General features: G+C 66.0%; 16 protein-coding genes. 7 read left to right on the forward strand and 9 right to left on the reverse strand.

Annotation, left to right across the window (positions count from 1 at the left end; genetic code table 11):
* Window positions 1-42 precede the first annotated feature (42 nt).
* From htpX to purH, 4 genes are all read left to right on the forward strand, one after another.
* Window positions 43-1,059 carry a zinc metalloprotease HtpX gene (gene htpX / locus GGR00_RS16435; protein WP_184700022.1) on the forward strand — a complete coding sequence of 339 codons (1,017 nt, stop codon included), beginning with the start codon at window positions 43-45 and terminating at the stop codon, window positions 1,057-1,059.
* A gap of 68 nt (window positions 1,060-1,127) precedes the next feature.
* Complete coding sequence (locus GGR00_RS16440; RefSeq protein WP_055975472.1) at window positions 1,128-2,459, forward strand: RsmB/NOP family class I SAM-dependent RNA methyltransferase; 1,332 nt, start codon at window positions 1,128-1,130, stop codon at window positions 2,457-2,459.
* 64 nt (window positions 2,460-2,523) lie between these two features.
* Window positions 2,524-4,272 (forward strand): heparinase II/III family protein, encoded by a 1,749-nt coding sequence (locus tag GGR00_RS16445; protein ID WP_377863565.1) that lies wholly within the window; start codon window positions 2,524-2,526, stop codon window positions 4,270-4,272.
* 93 nt (window positions 4,273-4,365) lie between these two features.
* Window positions 4,366-5,982, forward strand: a complete 1,617-nt coding sequence (purH, locus tag GGR00_RS16450) for a bifunctional phosphoribosylaminoimidazolecarboxamide formyltransferase/IMP cyclohydrolase (RefSeq protein WP_184700024.1) — start codon at window positions 4,366-4,368, stop codon at window positions 5,980-5,982.
* A gap of 140 nt (window positions 5,983-6,122) precedes the next feature.
* Here the strand turns inward: purH and GGR00_RS16455 are convergent, their stop codons facing one another.
* The 3 genes from GGR00_RS16455 to GGR00_RS16465 form a co-directional block, all read right to left on the reverse strand.
* Window positions 6,123-7,502 (reverse strand): MFS transporter, encoded by a 1,380-nt coding sequence (locus tag GGR00_RS16455; protein ID WP_377863567.1) that lies wholly within the window; start codon window positions 7,500-7,502, stop codon window positions 6,123-6,125.
* A gap of 114 nt (window positions 7,503-7,616) precedes the next feature.
* Entirely contained in the window at window positions 7,617-12,401 is a 4,785-nt protein-coding gene (locus tag GGR00_RS16460) for an NAD-glutamate dehydrogenase (RefSeq protein ID WP_055974988.1), read from the reverse strand.
* A 188-nt stretch (window positions 12,402-12,589) separates the two neighbouring features.
* Window positions 12,590-13,201, reverse strand: a complete 612-nt coding sequence (locus GGR00_RS16465; RefSeq protein WP_055974990.1) for a LysE family translocator — start codon at window positions 13,199-13,201, stop codon at window positions 12,590-12,592.
* 206 nt (window positions 13,202-13,407) lie between these two features.
* Between GGR00_RS16465 and GGR00_RS16470 the strand changes: the two genes are divergently transcribed.
* Window positions 13,408-13,722 carry a YciI family protein gene (locus GGR00_RS16470; protein WP_184700026.1) on the forward strand — a complete coding sequence of 105 codons (315 nt, stop codon included), beginning with the start codon at window positions 13,408-13,410 and terminating at the stop codon, window positions 13,720-13,722.
* An 80-nt stretch (window positions 13,723-13,802) separates the two neighbouring features.
* Here GGR00_RS16470 and typA read toward each other — a convergent pair whose 3' ends face one another.
* The 3 genes from typA to GGR00_RS16485 all read right to left on the reverse strand — a co-directional run bounded on the left by typA (window position 13,803) and on the right by GGR00_RS16485 (window position 18,976).
* A complete protein-coding gene (gene typA / locus GGR00_RS16475) occupies window positions 13,803-15,623 on the reverse strand; it encodes a translational GTPase TypA (protein WP_055974997.1) in 1,821 nt (606 codons plus the stop codon).
* A gap of 132 nt (window positions 15,624-15,755) precedes the next feature.
* A complete protein-coding gene (locus GGR00_RS16480; protein WP_055975000.1) occupies window positions 15,756-16,712 on the reverse strand; it encodes a small ribosomal subunit Rsm22 family protein in 957 nt (318 codons plus the stop codon).
* A 215-nt stretch (window positions 16,713-16,927) separates the two neighbouring features.
* Window positions 16,928-18,976 carry a M3 family metallopeptidase gene (locus tag GGR00_RS16485; protein WP_184700027.1) on the reverse strand — a complete coding sequence of 683 codons (2,049 nt, stop codon included), beginning with the start codon at window positions 18,974-18,976 and terminating at the stop codon, window positions 16,928-16,930.
* Window positions 18,977-19,105: 129 nt separating this feature from the next.
* On the opposite strand from GGR00_RS16485, the gene GGR00_RS16490 reads away from it, so the two are divergent.
* Together GGR00_RS16490 and GGR00_RS16495 are read left to right on the forward strand one after the other, a co-directional pair.
* Window positions 19,106-19,582, forward strand: a complete 477-nt coding sequence (locus GGR00_RS16490) for a MarR family winged helix-turn-helix transcriptional regulator (protein WP_055975007.1) — start codon at window positions 19,106-19,108, stop codon at window positions 19,580-19,582.
* Entirely contained in the window at window positions 19,579-20,832 is a 1,254-nt protein-coding gene (locus GGR00_RS16495) for a multidrug effflux MFS transporter (RefSeq protein ID WP_184700028.1), read from the forward strand. The genes GGR00_RS16490 and GGR00_RS16495 overlap by 4 nt, the downstream gene beginning before the upstream one ends.
* Before the next feature lie 2 nt (window positions 20,833-20,834).
* On the opposite strand, the gene GGR00_RS16500 is transcribed toward GGR00_RS16495, so the two are convergent.
* Genes GGR00_RS16500 through pdxY form a run of 3 tightly spaced genes read right to left on the reverse strand, consistent with a single transcriptional unit; the run spans window position 20,835 to window position 22,921 of the window.
* Window positions 20,835-21,239 (reverse strand): nuclear transport factor 2-like protein, encoded by a 405-nt coding sequence (locus GGR00_RS16500; RefSeq protein ID WP_184700029.1) that lies wholly within the window; start codon window positions 21,237-21,239, stop codon window positions 20,835-20,837.
* Window positions 21,240-21,266: 27 nt separating this feature from the next.
* Window positions 21,267-22,019, reverse strand: coding sequence for a DUF429 domain-containing protein (locus GGR00_RS16505; protein WP_184700030.1), 753 nt, complete (start codon window positions 22,017-22,019; stop codon window positions 21,267-21,269).
* On the reverse strand, window positions 22,016-22,921 hold the full coding sequence (pdxY, locus tag GGR00_RS16510; RefSeq protein ID WP_184700031.1) for a pyridoxal kinase PdxY: 906 nt from the start codon (window positions 22,919-22,921) through the stop codon (window positions 22,016-22,018). The genes GGR00_RS16505 and pdxY overlap by 4 nt, the downstream gene beginning before the upstream one ends.
* Window positions 22,922-22,925 lie beyond the last annotated feature (4 nt).

A 22,925-nucleotide genomic window follows, 5' to 3' on the forward strand; every position in this document is an offset into this window, starting at 1 on the left:
CGGGATCGACCCTGGCGCAGGCGGAAAAGGACGGAGCGGACGATGAACATGATGCGGACGGCTATGCTTCTGGCGACCATGACGGCGCTGTTCATGGGCGTCGGCTACCTGATTGGCGGATCGGGCGGCATGACAATCGCCTTCCTGATCGCCGCCGGCATGAACCTGTTCAGCTACTGGAACTCCGACAAGATGGTTCTGCGGATGAACCATGCCGTCGAGGTCGACGAGCGCAACGCGCCCGAATATTACGCCATTGTGCGCGGACTTGCCGCCAATGCCGGGCTGCCGATGCCCAAGGTCTACCTGATCGACAATCCGCAGCCCAACGCCTTTGCCACCGGCCGCAACCCGCAGAACGCGGCGGTCGCGGCCACCACTGGCCTGCTGCAGCGCCTCAGCCACGAAGAGGTCGCGGCCGTCATGGCCCATGAACTCGCCCATGTCGAAAACCGCGACACGCTGATCATGACGATCACCGCGACGATTGCCGGCGCGATCTCGATGCTGGGCAACTTCGCCTTCTTCTTCGGCGGCAACCGCGACAACAACAATCCGCTCGGCTTCGTCGGTGTGCTGGTGGCGATGATCGTCGCGCCCTTTGCCGCCATGCTGGTGCAGATGGCGATCAGCCGGACGCGCGAATATTCGGCCGACCGGCGCGGCGCCGAGATCTGCGGCAATCCGCTTTGGCTCGCCTCCGCACTTGACAAGATCGCTCGCAACGTCGAACGCATCCACAACCCCGAAGCCGAGCGCAATCCTGCCATGGCTCCCCTCTTCATCATCAATCCTCTATCCGGCGAGCGCATGGACAATCTCTTTTCGACCCACCCCAACACCGAGAACCGCATCGCCGCCCTGCAGGCGATGGCGAATGAGGGTGTCGGTCGACCTGCACAGCGCACGGCACCCCAGCCGACAGCCCAGCGCACGGCTCCTGCCGGTCAGCAGGGCCCGTGGGGCGGTCGCCCCGCTGACGAGGCGGCGCCCGAGCAACCGCGCCCGTCCGGCCCGTGGGGCCGCAATCCGACCGGGCCGAAGGGCCCGAGATCGTGAGCGCCGGCCAGCGCGACCGCTCGCGAAACCGCGCACGCACCGGCGACAGCAAGGGCAGCCGGCCGTCCATCGTTCCCGATGTCCCCGGCATCGCCGCGCGCATGGCCGCAGCGCGCCTGCTTGCAGCCACCATCGACGCCAGGACGCCGCTCGACGGCTTGACCGATCACGAGCACGGCCATCCGCAGTTCCGGGCGCTCGACCTGCGCGACCGCGGGCTCGTCCGCGCCATCCTGGCCACCGCCCTTCGCTATCGCGTCACCATCGCCAAGCTGATCTCGCGCCGCCTGGAAAAGCCGCTCCCCGCCAACGCCACCGTGCTGACGCATATCCTGCATGTCGCGGCTGCCCAGATCCTGTTCCTCGACATCCCCGACAGCGCTGCCGTCGACCTCGCCGTCACCCACGCCAAGGCAGATCCGCGCACCGTGCGCTTCTCCGGCCTGGTCAACGGCGTGCTGCGTTCGCTCGCCCGTGCCAAGGATGCCGAACTGCCTGAGATGCTGGCTACGACGAACGACGCGCCGGACTGGTTCGTCGAGCGGCTGACCGCGGCCTACGGCGCGGAACACGCGAAGAATATCCTCGCCGCGCATCGCATCGAGGCGCCGGTCGATTTCACCGCCAAGTGCGATCCCGCCAAATGGGCGGAGCAGTTGGGCGGCACCGTGCTGCCCACCGGCTCGCTGCGTATCGAGCGCCTCGCCGGACCGGTCGCCGAGCTGCCCGGTTTCGCTGAGGGCGCCTGGTGGGTGCAGGATGCCGCCGCAGCACTGCCCGCGCGGCTGTTTGGCGACGTCGCCGGCCAGCGCGTCGCCGACCTGTGTGCTGCGCCCGGCGGCAAGACCGCCCAGCTCGTGCTCACCGGTGCCAAGGTCACTGCGGTCGAGGCCTCGAAGAACCGCCTCGCGCGCCTTGCCGGCAATCTCGAGCGCCTTGGCCTCGACGCCGACAAGGTCAATGCCGACATCCTCGTCTACGAGCCGGAGGAGCTGTTCGACGCCGTGCTGCTCGACGCGCCATGCTCGTCGACCGGTACCGTGCGCCGCCACCCCGACGTGTTGTGGACCAAGTCGCCTGAAGACATCGCCAAGCTCGCCGGCGTCCAGCGCGGGCTGCTCGACCGCACGGTGAAGCTGGTGAAGCCAGGTGGCCGGATCGTCTTTTCCAACTGTTCGCTCGATCCGCTCGAAGGCGAGGCGCTCGTCGCCGGCTTCCTCGCCGACCACAAGGGCAAGGTCGAACTCGATCCGATTCGCGTGGGCGAAGTCGCAGGAGCAGACGACTTCATCACCACGGAGGGTTTTCTGCGCACCACACCCGCAGGCCTCGACCTCGGCAATCCCGCCATCTCCGGTCTCGACGGCTTTTTTGCCGCGCGCTTCCGCCGTCTCGCCTGATCCGCCCTCGCATTTACCAAAAATTCACCCTCGCGCCTGCCATTGAAACAACCTAATTTGAGCCATGGCGTGGGTTGCGTCGGGAGGGATATTGTCGATTTCGGCGGACAACACGACGCGCCTGTGGACGCTCGTCGCCAAGGAGTTCTGGCGCAAGGCACGTCGGCGTTTGCGCGCCGGTCCGGCCTATCGCTGGCGCTACTCGGGGCGTACGCCCGAACGCGTGCTCATTGCTCCGCCCGACCTGCGGCTCGCCGATCCCCAGATCGCGCTTGAAATCTACTATGGCCGCTTTCCGCTGTCCGGCCACCTGGTCGAGACCGGCGGCCAGTCACCCTTCACGGTCGAAGTGCCCAACAGGGGCTGGCAGCGCAGCCTGCACGGTTTCCGCTGGCTGCGCCACATGCGCGCCGCCGGCACCGAACTCGCCGCAGCGAATGCGCGGGCGCTGGTGTCCGACTGGATTGCCATGCACGGCAACCGCATCTCCGGCGTCGCCTGGGAGCCGGCCACCACTGCCAAGCGCATCATCGCCTGGCTCCAGCATTCCTCGGTCGTGTTGCAGGGCGCCGAATTCTCCTTCTACCGGTCGTTCCTGCGCTCGCTGGCGATGCAGATCCGCTACCTTCGCTCGATGGCGCGCGAAATGCCCGCCGGCAAGGACCGGCTCAGGGCGCGCATCGCGCTTGCCTTCGCCGCCCTGTCCCTGCCCGCGCCGGTCTCGGCCCTGCGCTCGGCGACGCGCAGCCTCGCCGAAGAGCTCGACCGCCAGATCCTGCCTGACGGCGGCCATGTCTCGCGCAACCCGATGGCGGTGCTGGAGATCCTCGCCGACCTCCTGCCGCTGCGCCACACCTATGCCAACCAGGCCGAGCAGCCGCCGTTGGCGCTGATCAATGCGGTCGAACGCATGCTGCCCGCCCTGCGCTTCTTCCGCCACCAGGACGGCAGCCTTGCCCGCTTCAACGGCATGGGCGCCACCATCCACGACCGCATAGCGGCGATCCTGCGCCATGACGACACCGCCGGCTCGCCGCCGCTGCATGCCACCCACTCCGGCTACGAGCGGCTGGCCATGGGCGGCACCACCGTCATTGCCGACACCGGCACCGCCCCGCCCATCGACGTGTCGAACCACGCCCATGCCGGCTGCCTGTCCTTCGAGATGTCGTCGGGCCGGCAGCACTACATCGTCAACGCCGGCGTCGACACCTATGGCATCGCCGAACTGCGGCCACTGGCCCGCGCCACCGCCGCGCATTCCACAGTCACGATCAACGACACCTCGTCGGCAAGTTTTGCCCATTCGCAGCGCGTCAGCGGCCTGCTCGGCAGCCCGCTTTTCGGCGGCCCCAAATCGGTGTCCACGCAGCGCCTCGACAAGCCCGGCATCCATGGCTTCATCGCCAGCCACGACGGCTACGCCCAGCGCTTCGGCCTCCATCACGAGCGCGAGCTCAGCCTGTCGGCCGGCGGCAGCATCCTGTCGGGCTGCGACCGCCTGCTGCGCGCCGGCAAGACGCCGATCCGGAACGACGGCCGCGATCTCGTCAGCGTGCGCTTCCATGTCCATCCCGACATCCAGCTGTTCCGCGACCAGAAGGAGCGGCTGGTGCTGACCGGCCCCGACATCGACACCTGGGTCTTCATCTCGCCGGACATCCCCGCCGAGGTCGAGGAATCGATCTATTTTGCGGGGCTTGGCGGGCCACGCCGCTCGCACCAGATCGTGCTGTCGTTCAAGGCTTCGGAAGTGTCCGAGGTGCACTGGCAATTCTCCCGCACCCGCATCATCAGCCGCCTCGAAAACTGAGCGAAAGGCCCTGCGCGCCTTGATTTCCAAACGTCATATGGTACGCCGCCCGCACGCAGCTCCTCCCATCCAGCCGTGAAAGGCCCCCTCGCCATGGCCGTCGTTTCCAAGAAGATCCCCGCTCCCGATCTGGTGCCGATCCGTCGCGCCCTGCTGTCGGTTTCCGACAAGACAGGCCTGATCGAGTTCGCCAAGTGCCTCGCCAATATCGGCGTCGAGCTTGTGTCGACCGGCGGCACGGCCAAGAGCATCGCAGCCGAAGGGATCGCGGTCCGTGACGTCTCCGAGCTGACCGGCTTCCCCGAGATCATGGACGGCCGCGTCAAGACGCTGCATCCGTCGGTGCACGGCGCGCTGTTAGGTGTCCGTGACGACCCCGAGCACGCTGCCGCCATGGCCGAGCACGGCATCGAGCCGATCGACCTCGTGGTGGTCAATCTCTATCCGTTCGAAGAGGTGCGCGATTCCGGCGCCCACTACGCCTCGATCGTCGAGAACATCGACATCGGCGGGCCGGCCATGGTCCGTGCCTCGGCCAAGAACCACGCCTATGTCGCCATCGTCACCGACCCCGCCGACTACAAGGACGTGCTCGACGCCATCGTCGCCAACAATGGCAGCCTGCCCTACGAGATGCGTAAGAAGCTCGCCGCCAAGGCGTTCGCCCGCACCGCGGCCTATGACGCCGCGATCTCCGGCTGGTTTGCCGAAGCGCTCGAAATCGAGATGCCCGACTGGCGCGCCTTCGGTGGCAGGCTCGAGAGCGTCATGCGCTATGGCGAGAACCCGCATCAGTCGGCCGGCTTCTACCTGACCGGCGACAAGCGCCCCGGCGTCGCCACCGCCACCCAGTTGCAGGGCAAGCAGCTCTCCTACAACAACATCAACGACACCGATGCCGCCTTCGAGCTCGCCGGCGAGTTCGATCCGGTCCGCACCGCCGCGGTCGCCATCATCAAGCACGCCAATCCGTGCGGCGTCGCCGAAGGCGCCAGCCTTGCGGAAGCCTATGCCAAGGCACTGGCCTGCGATCCTGTTTCGGCCTTCGGCGGCATCGTCGCGCTAAACCGCATCCTCGACGCCGAGGCGGCCGAGGAGATCGTCAAGATCTTCACAGAAGTCATCATCGCCCCCGCCGCCACGCCGGAGGCCCAGGCCATCGTCGCCGCGAAGAAGAACCTGCGCCTGCTGGTGACGGGTGGGCTGCCCGATCCGGACCGCGCCGGCCTGGCCGTCAAGTCGGTTGCCGGCGGCCTGCTCGTCCAGTCGCGCGACAACGCCGTCGTCGACGCGCTCGACCTCAACGTGGTCACCAAGCGCCAGCCGACCCAGCGCGAGATCGAGGACATGAAGTTCGCCTTCCGTGTCGCCAAGCACGTCAAGTCGAACGCCATCGTCTATGCCCGCGACCTGGCCACCGTCGGCATCGGCGCCGGCCAGATGAGCCGGGTTGACTCCTCCCGCATCGCCGCACGCAAGGCGCTCGACGCGGCCGAGGCCGCCGGCCTCGCCGAACCGCTGACCAAGGGTTCGGTCGTCGCCTCCGACGCCTTCTTCCCCTTCGCCGACGGCCTGCTGTCGGCCGTCGAGGCCGGCGCCACCGCCGTCATCCAGCCGGGCGGCTCGATGCGCGACGACGACGTCATCGCCGCCGCCGACGAGCATGGCATTGCCATGATCTTCACCGGTGTCAGGCATTTCAGGCATTGAGGCCTTTACCCTCCCCCTTGTGGGGAGGGTCGATCCACGCAGCGGGGTGGGAGTCGCCAACGCTGTACCCAGCCACGTCTCGATCGTCTTACTCGGCAAAGCTTTCCCGCCGGCCCTTCCCGCAAGAGAAGGGTAACGCGCTACTTCACCTCATCAGCCGGGTAGGGCGTCCGCAATAGCACCGCCAGACCGATCACGAAGAAGATGATGATCATCGCCATGCCGAGGCGTGGCGAACCGCTCAATGCGGTCACCGTCGCGACCGCGAAAGGCGCGACGAAGCTGGTCGCCCGGCCCGACAGCGCATAGAGCCCGAAATAACGCCCCGCCTCGTCGGCCGAGACGCTGCGCGCCATGTAGGATCGTGACGAGGCCTGCACCGGACCGAAGGCGATGCCGACCAGCAAGCCGAAGGCGATGTAGGCCTTTTCCGCCGGCGTGCCGAACAGCCCGCCGGTGTCGGCGCCAGGCATCTGCCAGATGCCGAACAGCGTGTAGCCCGGCCCGGTCGAGACGATGCCGATGGTGGCGATCGTCAGCAGGATGAGTGAGACCACGACCACCACCTTCGAGCCGAACCCGGTGTCGAGACGGCTGGCGACGAGACAGCCGAAGATGGCGACGACGTTGAGGATGATGCCGTAGATGCCGATCTCGGTGATGGTCCAGCCGAACATCGCCGCGGCGAATGCGCCGCCGAGCCCGAGCAGTGCGTTGACGCCGTCCTGGTAGATCATGCGGGCGACCAGGAAGCGGAAGATACCGGTGCGCTTGCGCACCTCGCCCAATGTCGACCTGAGCTCGCTCAGGCCCAGGCGCACGGCCGGGCGGATGGCGATGCCCTTGCCGCTGTCGGGCGTGAGCAGGAACATGGGCAGGATGAAGATCAGGTACCACAATGCCGAGATCGGGCCGGTGGCGCGTGCATCCTCGCCGAATTTCGGATCGATGCCGAACAGCGGGTCGGCGCCGATAATGGTCTTGCCGGTCTCGGGCGATGCCGCCAGGAAGCCGACGACGAAGACCAGAACGATCATGCCGCCGAGATAACCTAGACCCCAGGCGATGTTCGAAATCTTGCCGATCTCGTCCTTCGCCACCAGGCGCGGCATCATCGAATCGTTGAACACGATCGAAAACTCCGCCGCTACCGAGGCGAGCGAAAAAAGCAAGACGATCGGCACCAATGGCGAGCCGGGTTCGGCGTACCAGAGCAGACACAGGCTGATGATCTTGATCGCGGCGAAGAAGGCGATCCATGGCTTGCGCGGCCCTGTCTGGTCGGCGATCGAGCCGAGCACCGGCGACAGGATGGCGATGACGAAGCCGGCAGCGGCGATGCCGTAGCCCCAGGCCGCCTGGCCCATGGCCGGATCGGTCGCCATGCGCGAGACGAAATAGGGGCCGAAGATGAAAGTGGTGACCACGGTGAAGAAAGGTTGCGCCGCCCAGTCGAACAGCATCCAGCCCCAGACGCCACGCCGCGGCGTACGTTGAACCACCATCGTCTCAGCCATCATCCCTCCACGCGCGCCGCATCTGCGCGTCGTTGCGAGCTATAACGCAGTTCGCTTGCGTGGTCCTTGAGGAAATGCCCGCCGCGATTTTCCGCGGCAGGCCGGTTTGATAGGCCACTACCGGCCCGACAGGTCGCTCATCAGGCCGGCGGCAACCGTCAGCTTCGACACACTGATGTCGCCGCCCTCGGTCAGCGCCTGCAGCCTTTCGCGGGTACGGTTGATGCGCTCGCCACCGGCGTCGAGCCAGGCAGCGACAGGATCGGCAGCCGAGCCGAAGCCGGTAAGGGCTGCAACCGCGATGCCGCGCCGTGCCGCGCCGATCGTGTCCGACGCCCGGGAAAGAGCCAGCCCCTCATAATAGTCGGAGCTCGATATCGCATTGGCGGCGTCTTCGATGCGCGGAATGCGGAACGCCTCGCTGACGGCGAAGAACGACTTGGCTGCCGCGACGATGTCGGCCTTGGCCGTCTTGGCCACCAGAGCGATGTCAGGCACCAGTTCGCCGACTTCGAGCAGCGACAGCCGCTCGGCCAGTTTCTCGGGCGCACCGGCAGCCGCAAAGCCCGCCTTCCGCTTCTGGATGCGGTCCTGGGTGAAGGCAGGCAGCATGCCGGCAAACTTGTGCTCGAGCGCCGCCCGAGCCTGGTGCAGCTCGGCGATGCGACTTGCCAGCGGCGCGTCGCCGTGGTCGTTCCTGAGGTACCAGCCGCATGTCGCAAACAGCAGCCGGCTCACAGCCTGGTAGAGGTCGAGCTGCGTCGTGCCATCGACGACATTGTCCAGCGCGTCGATCTCGGCATAGAGCCCGGGCAGCGCAAAGCCGTCGCGCACGACCGCAAAGACCCGCGCCACGTCCGCCGCCGACCGGCCGCTCGCTTCCTGCAGGCGGTTGACGAAGGACGGCCCGCCGCGATTGACGAGATCGTTCACCAGCACGCGCGTGATGATCTCGCGGCGCAGCCGGTGGCCGCCGATCTCCGCCTCGTATTTCCTGGCCATGCGACCGGGGAAATAGCCCATCAGGTCGCGTGCGAACTGGGCATCGTCGGGCAGGTCGCTGGCGACGATGTCGGAGAACAGCACGATCTTGGCATAGGCGAGCAGCACGCCGAGCTCGGGTCGGGTCAGCGCCTCGCCGCGCGTCTGGCGCTCGGCCAGCGCAGCCTGGCTCGGCAGGTTCTCTACCGCGCGGTCGAGCAGGCCGCGCGCTTCGAGCGCGCTCATGAAGCGCCCCTGATGCGCGATGTCCTGGATGCCGCGCCGGGCGGCGAGAGACAACGCCAGCGTCTGCTCGTAGTTGTTGGCCAGCACCAGCCCCGCCACCTCCTCGGTCATCTCGGCGAGCAGCTTGTTGCGCGCCAGGCGCTGGAGCGAACCGGAGCGCATCGCCGAAGCCAGGGCAATCTTGATGTTGACCTCGACGTCGGACGAATTCACGCCGCCCGAATTGTCGATGGCGTCCGAATTGCAGCGCCCTCCCTTGAGCCCGAATTCGATGCGCGCCCGTTGCGTCGTGCCGAGATTGGCGCCTTCGCCGATGACCTTGGCGCGAACCTCGCTGGCCGTCGCGCGGATCGCGTCGTTGGCCCGGTCGCCGGCCTCCTGGTTCGTTTCGCCGGTTGCCCGGACATAGGTGCCGATGCCGCCGAACCACAACAGGTCCACCGGCGCCCGCAGGATGGCACTCATGATCTCGGTCGGCGAAGCGGTGGTCTTCTCCAGTCCGATCGCAGCAGCAGCAGCCGCGGGCAGCGTCACCGATTTCTGCGTCCGTGGGACGATCACCCCGCCGACCGACAGCTTCGACTTGTCATAGTCCTGCCAGCTCGAACGCGGCAGGGCGAACATGCGCTTGCGCTCGGCAAACGACGCCGCCATGTCGGGATCGGGATCGATGAAGATGTCGCGATGGTCGAAGGCCGCGATCAGCCTGGTCTGCTCGGACAACAGCATGCCATTGCCGAACACGTCGCCCGACATGTCGCCGACACCGACGGTGGTGAACGGCGACGTCTGGATGTCGCGGTTCATCTCGCGGAAATGCCGCTTCACCGCCTCCCAGGCGCCGCGCGCGGTGATGCCCATCTTCTTGTGGTCGTAGCCGGCCGAGCCGCCCGACGCGAACGCGTCGTCGAGCCAGAAGCCATGCTTCTCGCTGATGCCGTTGGCAGTGTCCGAGAAGGTTGCGGTGCCCTTGTCGGCGGCGACGACGAAATAGGAATCGTCGACGTCGCGCCGCACCACGTCCTTTGGCGGCACGACCTTGTCGCCGTCGATATTGTCGGTGATCGACAGCATCGACGAGACGAAGTTGATGTAGGCCGCCCGGCCCGCCTCGAAGGTGGCATCGCGGCTGCCGCCGACCGGCAACCGCTTCGGGAAGAAGCCGCCCTTGGCGCCGACCGGCACGATGACGGCGTTCTTGACCTGCTGTGCCTTCACCAGGCCCAGCACTTCGGTGCGGTAGTCCTGTGCCCGGTCCGACCAGCGCAGGCCGCCGCGCGCCACCGGGCCAAAGCGCAGGTGCACGCCCTCGACCTCGGAACCGTAGACGAAGATCTCGCGCCACGGCCGCGGCTCGGGCAGGCCGTCAACGCTGCGCGAATCGAGCTTGATCGCCAGCGACTGGCCCCGTTCCTTCTTGCCGGCGACGAAGTGGTTGGTCCTGAGCGACGCCTCGATCAGGTTGACGTAGCGACGGATGATGGTGTCGTCGTCGATGTTAGGGACCGCTTCCAGCGCATCCTTGATCTTGGCCTTGAGATGCTTGGCCGTGACCAGCCCGTCTTTTTCCTGCGCCGGGTCGAGCCTGGCGAGGAACAGCTGGTGCAGGCCGCGCGCGATATCGGGATAGCGGTTGAGCGCCGCGGCGATGAAATCCTGGCTCTGCGGAATGCCGGCCTGCTGCAGATAGCGGCCATAGGCGCGCAGGATGACGATCTCGTTGGCGCCGAGCCCCGCCGTCTGCGCCAGCGCGTTGTAGCCGTCATTGTCGGCATCGCCGGTCCACACCGACAGGAATACCTCCTCGAACAGCAGTCCGCCGTCGGCGAGGTCGATCGGCTGGCCGTAGGCGTTCTCCAGCTCCATGTCGTGAATGAAGATCTGGTCTTCGCCCTTTTCGCCGAGCTCGAAGGTACGCTCGCTGATCACCCGGAAGCCCATGTTCTCGAGCAGGGGCACGCGCCGCGACAGCGCCACCGGCGCGCCGTGGTGGTAGATCTTCAGCGAAGCCTGTTCCGGGGCCTGGCCGGCGTCGCGGTAGCAATCGATGACGATCGGGTTGGCGGCGCTGACGGTGGTGATCCGCTCGGCGTCGAGCAGGGCGGCCGTCGGCGAGAAACTGTTCTGGTAGTCCTGCGGAAAATGGCTGGCGACACTGACCAGCGACGCGGGCGAACCCGCCTCCGCCGACGCTTCGCGCAGCCCGTCTTCCCAGGTCGTGACGATGTCGCGGATCGCCGCTTCGATTGCCGATTGCTCGACCTTGGGCGTCTTGCCGCCGGAGCGGCCGATGATGAAGTGCACACGCGCCAGCCCGCCTTCGGGGAAGGCCGGGTAATAGGCAGACAGGCGGCCTTCGAACACCTTCTTGAGATAGGCGCCGATCCGCTCGCGCGCGACCGAATCGTAGCGGTCGCGCGGCACGAAGACGAGAACCGAGACGAAGCGGTCGAACTGGTCGACGCGAACCAGCGCGCGAACGCGTGGCCGCTCGACCAGGCCGAGGATTGCCTCGGCATGCTTGCGCAACGTCGGCACCGCGATTTGGAAAAGCTCGTCGCGCGGATAGGATTCAAGCACGTTGATCAGTGCCTTGCCGGAATGATCGGCGGGATCGAAACCCGATTTATGTATCACCGTCTCGGCCTTGGACCGCAGATAGGGGATCTTCATCACCGACCGTGTGTAGGCCGTCGAGGTGAACAGGCCGACGATGCGCAACTCGCCCGAAAGCTGGCCCTTGGCGTCGTACGTCTTGACGCCGATGTAGTCGAGATAGGCACGGCGGTGCACGGCCGACTTGGCATTGGCCTTGGTGACGATCAGCGGATCGGGGCCATGCAGGAAGACACGGATTTCCGGCGTCGTCGACATCGCAGCGACGGTGTCGCGGCGCAGAACCAGCACGTCGGGGTCGGCGAGGATACCCAGGCCCGGCTTGTCGGCGCGCTCCAGCGTTCCGCTCTTCTCGCCGCCCGAATATTTGAACTCGCGCATGCCGAGGAAGGTGAAATTGTCATCGCGCAGCCATTCGAGGAAGGCGATCGCCTCGAGCACCGCGTTCTTGTCGAGCGGGATCGGCGCATAGCGGAATTCCGAGATCGCCTGGTCGAGCCGAGCCAGCATCCGCTTCCAATCGGTCACGGCGGCGCGGACCTGGCCGAGCAGCTTCTTCAGCCGCTCGCGCAGCGCTTCCGCGGCGTCCTTGCCGAGCAGCGGGATGTGGACATGGATGACGCTCAGCTTGTCGGCACCCTGGTCGCCCTTGCCGTCGCTCAGGATCTCGTCGACGCCGGTACGGCCGTGGCGCACGCGCAGCACGGGATGGGTGACGAGTACCGGCTCGCCGGCTGCCTCGGTGATCTCGCCGAGGACCGAATCGAACAGGAACGGCATGTTGTCGTTGACGACGGTGACGACAGTCACCGGCCGGCCGTGCCGGATCACGCCCCCGCCGGTCTCGATGTCGATCACCGACGACCCCTTGCGGTGCTTGAGAACCGCCTGCTCGGCCAGGTGAGCCGCGCGCTCCAGCATGCCGGGTTCGTAGTCGGCCACATCCTCGGCAGGAGCGCGGCCAAGCAGGAGTTCAAGAATTTGTGGGGGTTTGGCGGAGGATTTGGAGGACGATGCAGTCTTGGCAGGTTTCGCCTTCGACTTCACTGATGCGGCCATGACGTTAGTTTCTCCCGTCCCGTCATATGCTTTTGCGACTATCGTAGCAGATGGCCCGCGTTTAGCGACAAAGGTTTGACGGAACGTTTGCAAAAATGCCTGCGCAGCGGGCACGCCGTGCCTGCTTTTGAGGCTGACGCAACGTCCTCAGGGCCTCCCGCTGCCAATCCCTGCCGAGAAAACCGGCACTATCTGGCGGCAATCGCCGCAGCCGCTCCAGCCATCGTCGTCGCGCTGACGCGATTGGCGATTCGCATTGCCCGATTGCTCCTCAGCAGCTTGCGCGCCTGCGCAGCCGCAAGCACCCAGCACAGGTCGATGGCGATCAGCACCGCAGCCATCGTCAGCGTCAGTTCCAGCCAGCCGACAACTGTGACGGAAGCGAGATCGATGATGGTCGGCAGCAGCGCGAGGTAGAACATCATGATCTTGGGATTACCCAAGGTCACGGCCATGCCGGCAGCGAACAGCCGGACTGCCGAATCCTGGCGCGGCATCTCGCCTTCACGCGCCTCGACCGGTGCGGTCCACATCTTCCAGGCGAGGTAGACGAGATAGGCGACGCCAAGCCATTTCACGATCACGAACGCCAGGTGGAAAGATTGCGCCACGAATGCGAGCCCGAACACCGCCAGCGACAGCCAGATCGCCTCCCCCATCCACATCGCCGCCAGGAACGGCAGCACGTCGCGAAAACCCTTCGAGATCACCCGTGCAACCAGGGCGGCGATCGACGGGCCGGGCGAACCCGCCGCCACCAGCAATGCGCCGGCAAAGATCAGAAGCGAAGTCGTTTCCATCGTCTTTTCCCCTTGAACTGGCAGCCAGAACTTATGCCAACGGCAAGATCTTGCAACCGGCGGACGATGCCGGCCGCAATGGCGAGATTTTGACGGAACCGGGCACCGGACGGCGCTTGCCCGCGACAGGCTTCGGGCGGATGGTGCGTCCTGCGCTGGCAAGATGCCGGGTGGCCGGCCTGTCGGCACGCCACGGGAGGTATGTCATGGCCAAGTTTCTCTTCGTCTATCACGGCGGTGCGATACCGCAGTCGCAGGAAGAAGGCGCAACGGTGATGAAGGCCTGGATGGACTGGTTTGCCGCCCTGGGAGCGGCCGTCGTCGATGGCGGTGCACCGGTCGGCACGTCCCAGACGGTCGCCGCCAATGGCGCCGTCAGCAATGATGGCGGCGCCAATCCGGTGAGCGGCTACTCGGTCTTCGATGCGAAAGATGCCGCCGACGCTGCGCGCATCACCAAGGGTTGCCCGATCCTTGCCGCCGGCGGTTCGGTCGAGGTGGCGCCGATCATCGAGATGTGACAATCGACGCGATCCTGTCTTGCAAACAAAAAAGGGCGCCTCCAGTGGAGACGCCCTTTTTTGGTTCATGTCGGGTTGGCTTATGCCGCGCCCTTCGACTTTTCGAAGCGCTTGCGCTCGTTCGGGTCGAGATAGAGCTTGCGCAGGCGGATGGTCTTCGGCGTCACCTCGACCAGCTCGTCGTCCTGGATCCAGGCCAGGGCGCGCTCGAGCGTCATGCGGATCGGCGGCGTCAGGCGAACGGCTTCATCCTTGCCGGCGGCGCGGATGTTGGTCAGCTTCTTGCCCTTCAGCACGTTGACTTCGAGGTCATTGTCGCGGCTGTGGATGCCGATGATCATGCCCTGATAGACCTTGACGCCGGCGTCGATGACCATCGGGCCGCGATCTTCGAGGTTCCACATGGCGAACGCCACCGACTCGCCCTGGTCGTTGGAGATCAGCACGCCATTGGTACGGCCGGGCAGCTCGCCCTTGTAGGGCTGGTAAGAGTGGAACAGGCGGTTCATGACGGCCGTGCCGCGCGTATCGGTGAGCAGCTCCGACTGATAGCCGATCAGGCCGCGCGTCGGCGCGTGGAACACCAGGCGCTGGCGGTTGCCGCCCGAAGGACGCAGCTCGACCATCTCGGCCTTGCGCTCCGACATCTTCTGCACGACGACGCCGGCATGCTCCTCGTCGACGTCGATGACGACTTCTTCGACGGGCTCGAGCAGTTCGCCGTTCTCATCCTTCTGCATGACCACGCGCGGACGCGACACGGCCAGCTCGAAGCCTTCGCGGCGCATCGTTTCGATCAGCACCGCAAGCTGCAATTCGCCACGACCGGACACGAAGAACGAGTCCTTGTCCGGCGACTCTTCGATCCTGAGCGCGACGTTGCCTTCTGCTTCCTTCATCAGGCGGTCGCGAATGACGCGGCTGGTCACCTTGTCGCCCTCGGTGCCGGCCAGCGGCGAATCGTTGACGATGAAGGACATGGTGACGGTTGGCGGATCGATCGGCTGCGCGGCCATCGGCGCGTTCACCGACGGATCGCAGAAGGTGTCGGCGACGGTGCCCTTCGAAAGACCGGCAATGGCGACGATGTCGCCTGCGTGGGCCTCTTCGATCGGCTGGCGTTCGATGCCGCGGAAGGCGAGGATCTTGGTAACGCGGCCGTTTTCCAGCAGCGTGCCGTCATGGTGCAGCACCTTGACAGCCTGGTTCGGCTTCAGCGTGCCGGCCTCGATGCGGCCGGTGATGATGCGGCCGAGGAACGGGTTGGCCTCGAGGATGGTGCCGATCATGCGGAACGGGCCGGGATTAACCGTCGGCGCCGGAACATGCTTGAGCACGAGGTCGAACAGCGGTGCCAGGCCCTGGTCCTTCGGGCCTTCCGGATTCTCGGAAACCCAGCCATCGCGGCCCGAACCGTAGAGGATCGGGAAGTCGAGCTGCTCGTCGGTGGCGTCGAGCGCCGCGAACAGGTCGAACACCTCGTTGATGACTTCCTGGTGGCGGGCGTCGGGACGGTCGATCTTGTTGATGACGACGATCGGGCGGAGGCCGACCTTGAGCGCCTTGCCGACCACGAACTTGGTCTGCGGCATCGGGCCTTCTGCAGCGTCGACAAGCACGATGGCGCTGTCGACCATCGACAGGATGCGCTCGACTTCACCGCCGAAATCGGCGTGGCCCGGCGTGTCAACGATGTTGATGCGGGTCTCTTTCCAATCGACCGAGGTCGCCTTGGCCAGGATGGTGATGCCGCGTTCTTTTTCGATATCGCCCGAGTCCATCGCGCGCTCGGCGACGCGCTGATTTTCACGGAAAGAACCGGATTGCTTGAGGAGCGCATCGACGAGCGTGGTCTTGCCATGGTCGACGTGCGCGATGATCGCGATATTGCGGAGGTTCATATGTCTACTCGGGAGCGTTGCGGGCACTGCCTGTCGACGCGCCGCGTTTCGTGTGGGCGGGCTCATACAGCTTTTTTCGCAAATGCGAAAGGGGGGCGGGCAAATCGACTGATTTTCCTTCGCCCCGCAAGGCTACAAAATGTCGCCCCAGTCGACCCGGCGCGCCGTCCTGAACTGGTCGCCGTCGCGCTTGGTCAGGAGTTTTTCGACGAGGGAGCCATCGCTCTGGCAAAGCTTCAGCTGGATCTTTCCCGAGCCGCCGCGCGCTGGCGCCAGCACCCGGGCGGCATGCGTGTCGGCGGGCAGGCGCGATGCCGCAAGGAAGATGTACTTCTCGTCTTCCCAGGGCACGTCGCCGCGCTTGGTCAGGCGATGAACGCGCGAGCGCGCCACGCGCCGCGAAAAATGGCACCAGTCGGGTTCGACGATCGGGCAGGCCTGGCTGTGCGGACAAGGTGCCGCCAGATGCCCACCCAGCTCGACGAGCCGCGACCGCACCCCGACGATCCGTCGCCAGCCGGCCGGCGTGCCCGGCTCGACGATGACCAAGAGCCCCGAGGTCGCAGCCCACAGCCGCTCGATCAGGGTCAGCCCTTCGGCCGGCGAAAGCTCGTCCAGCACATAGGCCAGCGTCACCAGTTCGGCTTTTTCGGCGTCGAAGCTCTTGGAGGCATCCGCTGCTCGCCACTCGACATCGACACCCGCATGCGCCGAAAGCTCCTCTCCGACCTTCCGGATCGGCTGGCTGGCTTCGAGCATCGTCGCCGAGGCAAGCGTCGGCCAGCAGTCGGCGGCGGCCCAAAGTGCCGTGCCGGGCCCGGCGCCGACGTCGAGCAGGCTCTTCGGCTCGAAATCCGGCATAAGCTCGGCCGCGCTCTCGAGGCTCGCCCTGACCGCGGCAAATGTCGCCGGCAGCCGTGTCGCCAGATAGGCACGGGCAAACATCTCGTCGGACAGGTGCAGGCGGCCATCGCGCGTCTCGGCGCGATAGCGGCTCGACAGCGTGTCGGCGGCGCACTGCAACTCGGCCAGCGGCACGCCTTCCAGCGCCCGGTCGACCGCCGCCCGCAATGCTGCCGGTAGTTCCATCTTTGTCCTATTCCTAATGCTCTTGGTGGTGTTGATACACCCACCCGTCCCCCACCCCACAAGGGGGACGCCCTCTCGCCACCTCCGATGAAACGTCAAGGCAGTGCAAAGACATCAACGAAAGAGCTCGGCATGCGAAGCCCTCAAGTTCCGCTCCCCTTTGTGGGGAGGGGTTAGAGGTGGGGGCAGCCCGCAGTGCCTACCAAGCCTAAAAGTCAGTTCAACCCGCGCTTTTCCATCATCGCCTCGGGCGACGGCATCTTGCCGCGGAAGGCCTTGTAGAGCTCCTCCGGATCGGCTGAACCGCCGGCCGAGTAGATGTGCTTGCGCAGCTTCTCCGCCATTGCCGGATTGAACGCATCGCCCGTTTCCTCGAAGGCGGCGAAAGCGTCGGCATCGAGCACTTCCGACCACATGTAGGAGTAGTAGCCGGCCGAATAGCCTTCGCCTGAGAACACATGCAGGAAATGCGGGGTGCGGTGGCGCATGACGATCGCCTCTGGCATGCCGAGCTTTTCCAGCGTCTCGGCCTCGAAGGCCGCCGGTTCCGCCGGCGCATCGGGACGGGCGTGGTAGGCCATGTCGACGAGCGCCGACGAGGTGAATTCGACGGTGGCGAATCCGGCGCCGAAGGTCTTGGCCGCCAGCATCTTGTCGAGCAGTTCCTTCGGCATCGGCCTGCCTGTCTTGTAGTGCAGCGCGTGCTTCTCCAGCACCGCCGGCACCGTCAGCCAGTGCTCGTAGAGCTGCGACGGCAGTTCCACGAAGTCGCGGCTGACCGAGGTGCCCGAGACCGACGGCCAGGTGACGTCGGTCAACATGCCATGCAGCGCGTGGCCGAACTCGTGGAACAGGGTCTTGGCCTCGTCGAGCGACAGCAACGCCGGCTCGCCCGCCGCCGGCTTGGCGAAGTTCATGATGTTGTAGATGAAGGGCGTTGCCCCCTTGCCCAGCCTGTGCCCCGACTGCAGCGAACTCATCCAGGCGCCGGAACGTTTCGACTGCCGCGCGAAATAGTCGGCCAGGAACAGGCCACGCTTGCTGCCGTCGGCGTTGAAAACCTCGAAAACCCTGGCATCCGGGTGCCAGGCGGCAATGCCCGGCTTTTCCTTGAAGGTGACGCCGAACAGCCTGGTCGCCACGTCGAAGCAGGCGTCTATGATCTTTTCGAGCTGGAGATAGGGCTTCAGCTCGGCCTCGTCGAAGGCATACTTCTCGGCCCGCAGCTTCTCCTGGTAAAAGCGCCAGTCCCAGGCGGCGAGCTTGTCGTTGCTGCCGGCCGCTGCCGCCAGTCTCTGCAATTCTGCCTCGTCGGCGGCCGCCTTCTCGCGCGCCTTGTTCCACACCGGCTCCAGCAGTTCCATCACCGCCTTCGGCGTCTTGGCCATGGTGTCGTCGAGTTTCAGCGACGCATAGCTGTCGTAGCCGAGCAGCTTCGCCTTTTCCGCCCGCAGCCGCAGCGTATCGCGCACGACGCCGGCATTGTCGGTCGCGCCACCCGTTTCACCGCGTCCGGCAAATGCCTTGAAGGCCTTTTCGCGCAGGTCACGCCGCTCGGAGAAGGTGGTGAAAGGCTCATAGATCGAGCGTGACAGGGTGACGGCATACTTGCCCTTGTGGCCGCGCGTCTCCGCCGCCTGGGCCATCGCGCCGCGCACGAACTCGGGCAGCCCCGCAAGATCGGCCTCGTCGAGGAACAGTACCCATTCCTTCTCGTCGGCGAGCACGTTCTGGCCGAACCTGGCGCCCAGCGAAGCCAGTTCCTCCTGGATCGCGGCAAGCCGCTGCTTGCCCTCGGGATCGAGCTTGGCGCCGGAGCGGACAAAGCCCTTCCAGGTCTTTTCCAGTACCCGCAGCGTCTCGGCATCAAGGCCGAGCGCGGCACGGCGCGCATAAAGATCGTCAATGCGGGCGAACAGCTTCTCGTTCATCGAGATGGCCGAGAAGTGCCGGGCCATCTTCGGCGAAATCTCGCGCTCCATGGCCTGGATCGCGTCATTGGTGTGGGCGCCGGCCCGGCACCAGAAGATCGACGACACACGATCGAGCGCGTCGCCAGCGAGCTCTAGCGCTTCCAGCGTATTGGCAATCGTCGCCGGTTCGGCATTGGCCGCGATCGCATCGACTTCGGCGGCATGCGCAGCAAGTGCCGCGTAGAACACCGGTCCGAAATCGCCGTCCGCGATCCTGGTGAAATCCGGCAGGCCCAGCGGCCCGGCCCAATGGGTCAACGGATGGCGCGCGAGATCGATCGTGACGGACATGGAAAGCTTCCTTGATTGGCGTTCGGTGCGGACAGCTTCGATGTAGGGCCGGACCGGAAGCTGCGCAACCGCATTGACTCGTCGCCTACGGTAAACTAAGTATTCCATATAATAAGGATTACTTATCAAATGCCGAACAGCAGCGAAACCGACACGTTCGGCTTCATCGTCAACGACCTGTCGCGCATCATCCGCGCCGAGATGGACCGCCGCACTGGCGAGGCCGGCCTCGGCCTGACCACTGGCGAAGGCCGCGTGCTGTTCAATGTCCGCCGCGCCGGCCCGCTCCGCCAGACCGCGCTTGCCGAGCGCCTCGGCATCGAGGCGATGACGCTGAGCGGGCTACTCGACCGGCTCGAAGGCAAGGGATATGTCGAGCGCCAGCCAGACCCGGCCGACCGGCGGGCCAAGCTCGTCAAGCTCACCGACGCGGGTTCGGCGGTGGTCGCGCAGATCGAACCCATCGCCGCCGGCATCCGCAGCGATGCCGCGCAAGGGATCGATCCCGACGACTGGCAGCGCCTTCTCGCCGCCCTCAGGTCCGCCCGCGCCAACCTGCTCGCCTCCCGGACCGAAGCCCAGTCGACCGAAAGCACGGCGGCATGAACATGCGTCCTGACATTTCAGCCGCCGAACCGCTGGCAACCGTCTCCGCGCCGATCATGAGCGAACGCCGGGTGTCCCTGATCGGCGGCCTGATGGTTGCCATCGGCCCGATCTCGCTCGCGCTCTTCACCCCGGCCATGCCCGAGATCGTCCAGGCCTTCGGCACCACCGAGGCGGCCGTCAAGATGACGCTGTCGCTCTATTTCGGCGGCTTCGCCTTCGCCCAGCTCGTCTGCGGCCCGCTTTCCGACGGCTTCGGCCGCCGTCCCATCACCCTTGTCTTCATGGCAATTTATCTCGCCGCATCGGTGCTGGCGCTGGTCGCGCCCAACATCGAAACCCTGATCGCCGCCCGTTTTCTCCAAGGGGTCGGCTCCGCTGTCGGCGTGTCGGTGTCGCGCGCGGTCGTCCGCGACGTCTTCACCAGCGAGCGCTCGACCCGCATCATGAACATGATCGGCATCCTGTTGGCGCTCGGCCCGGCCATCGCCCCGACGCTCGGCGGCCTGACCATGGAATTCTTCGGCTGGCACGCCATTTTCGTCGTCATGGTGTTGCTCGGCATCGTCGTCATGCTGGTCACCATCTTCGCCCTGCGCGAAACGGTGACCCGCGATCTCAGCCGCATCCGCCCGGCCGCGCTCGCCAGGTCCTATGGCTCGGTACTGCGCAGCCCGTATTTCGTCCTGTGCAGCCTTGTCATCGCCGGAACCTCGGGCGCCATTTACACCCAGGCGACGGTGCTTGCCTTCATCCTGATGGACCGCGTCGGCCTGACCGCCACCCAGTTCGGCGTCGGAATGCTGATGCAGACCGCTAACTTCATGGCCGGCGCGCTGATCATGCGCAAGCTGATGCCGCGCTACGGCGCGGCGCGCATGGTGCCGGTCGGCCTGTTCTTCGTCGCCGTCGGCTCGATCGCCATGGCCATCGTGCTCAGGGCCTACGAGCCCACCTTCCTGCGCGTCATGGTCCCGGTCGGCATCTACGCCTTCGGCATCGCCATGGTCATGCCGGCCATGATGACGGCCGCCCTTGCTCCATTCCCCGGCAATGCTGGCGCCGCCTCGGCAATGATGGGCTTCTTCCAGATGGGTGCCGGCATGGTCGGCGGCGCGGCGTCCGCCTGGATGGGCGACCCCATCAACGCGCTGGCCACGGTCATTCCGCTGATGGGGCTCACCGCCATCTTGTCATGGCTGATCTGGCGCCGGCTGCCCGAGCCGACGCTGATGACGCGCCTGAAATAGGCTCAGAAGCCGTCGCAGTTCTCGCCGATGGTCATCTGCGTGTTGGCGACGATGACGCCGTCCTTGGTGGTGAAGGTCTCACGCATGGTCATGTCGTTGTTGGGGAAGTCGTAGCAGGTCCGCACGGCAACCGTGTCGCCCATTTCGGCCTCGATCTTGTGTCGGATGGTGGCGCCCTTCACGGCCACCTGCCACTCGCCCATCGAGGCCAGAAACTCCTGCTTCGTCTGGGTCACGCCGATGTCGTCGAGCCGGATCGTGGCATTGTCGGCCAGCATTGCTGAAAGCGCCACTCCGTCGGCCTTGAGCAGCGCCGCGTACCAGCGGTCGACGATGCTCTCCTGCGCCACCGCACTGACGGTCGCCAGCAAGGCCAGGGCCGCCGCCATCGCACGAATGGGTCTCATCGCACGCCTCCGTGTCGGATGACGGCATTAAACCCAGATCGCGACCGGAATGCCATGGCTATCCCGCCCGGGCGGCGACGGAAAGCTCATCGTTTCTCCGTGCCCGTGGCGCTGTGCAACCAGCATCATCGCGCAGGCATCGAGGAAATCGTCCGATGCAGCCCCGCGCGGCGGCGCTTGATCGAGGAAGCCGCGGTCATGACCGCAGCGTGCCAGCAGCGCCTTGCGCTCTTCCATGCCGGCGGCATTCACGCTGCCCTTGATCTTCTTCGGCAGGCTCATCGCCTGCCCGCCGTTCAGCCGCCAGAACGCCACCTCGGGATGCGATTCGATCACCCGCCCGCGCAGTTCCGGCCGGGCCAGCATCAGCGCATCGATCTCGCGGATCTTGGAAAAAATGCCGAACGCCTGGATCGACACGCCGCGCGGCGGTTCCGACGTTTGCATCGCCACCTCGCTCGACTTGCGATGGGCCGCATACCAGCTCTCAAGGTCGGTGAAGGCTGCCGGCTCGGCATGGACAGCCGCCCGTGACGGGATCGAAAACACGCTCGACTGCCTTTGGCCGAGCAATGGCCGCACCAGCGCCTCAGGCCCGCGTCCGCCCCTGGTCGTGAAATCGGGAAGCCCGATCGGCATGTCGACGGCAACGACCGCGTCATCGGGCAATGCCGCCAGCAGTCCCATGAATCTGCCAAAAACCTCGGCCTTCGTCGCAGCGTCGTTGCGGATCACCGCGATCCAGCCGGCCTTGCAGCCGTCGACGCCGACAATTGTCACGCCCCAGAATCCTGATCGGGTTTTCGGCGCCTGGAGGGATGGATCAGCGTGCGCAGTTCGACCTGTGCCATCGGATGCGACAGGCTCTGCGCATCGGTTTCGAGCTGCAACTCGTCGCCGCCACGTTTCGACGTGCGCGCCAGGATCTCGTAGACCGACGCCGTGGTCGACTGCAGCGCCTTGGCTGCCGGCTGTCCGGCCAGGAGCCGCGCCAGGAACACCGCGGCACTCAGGTCGCCAAGCCCGTTGGGCGGGCGCTCGACGGTCCGGTGTTCGGCCAGCAGTGCCTGTGTCTCGGTGACCAGCAGGTTGCCGGTGCCGCCGGCCATCATTGCCGGGGCCGATGTCACCAGCATCGTCGGCGGCGGTGCTGCGAGCGCTGCCGCCATGGTCGTGCGCATGTCGTCGAGCGTGGTGCCGGTCAGCCATTCCAGTTCGTAGCGGTTGGGCGTGGCGATGTCCGCCAGCGGCAGCAACCGGTCTCGAATGCCCGACGCCAGCGCTTCCGCAACATAGAGCCCGCCCTTGTCGCCAATGACCGGATCGCAGATGTAGAGCGCCTGCGGGTTCCTCGCCTTCACCGTCTCGACCAGAGACGCGACCGCCTCCACCTGGCCGGCTTCGCCGAGATAGCCAGACAGAACGGCGGTTACCTCGCCCAGCCACGGCGCCCTTTCGAGATCGGCCATGAAGGCGGCAAACTGGTCGGTCGGCGGCACGATGCGCGTCGCCCGGCCATGCCCCGGATGCCAGGGCAACATGACGGTCGGCACCGCCCAGACCGGGTGCCCAAGCGTTTCCAGCGCGAACACCGCCGCACGGTTGCCCACCGAGCCCCGCGCGACATGGCTCGACACCACGATCACCGCGCGTGGCGCGGCTGTCTCGCCTTGAATTATCATGAAG

Origin of the sequence: Aminobacter aganoensis, assembly GCF_014206975.1 — a bacterium.
GTDB classification, from domain to species: Bacteria; Pseudomonadota; Alphaproteobacteria; order Rhizobiales; family Rhizobiaceae; genus Aminobacter; species Aminobacter aganoensis.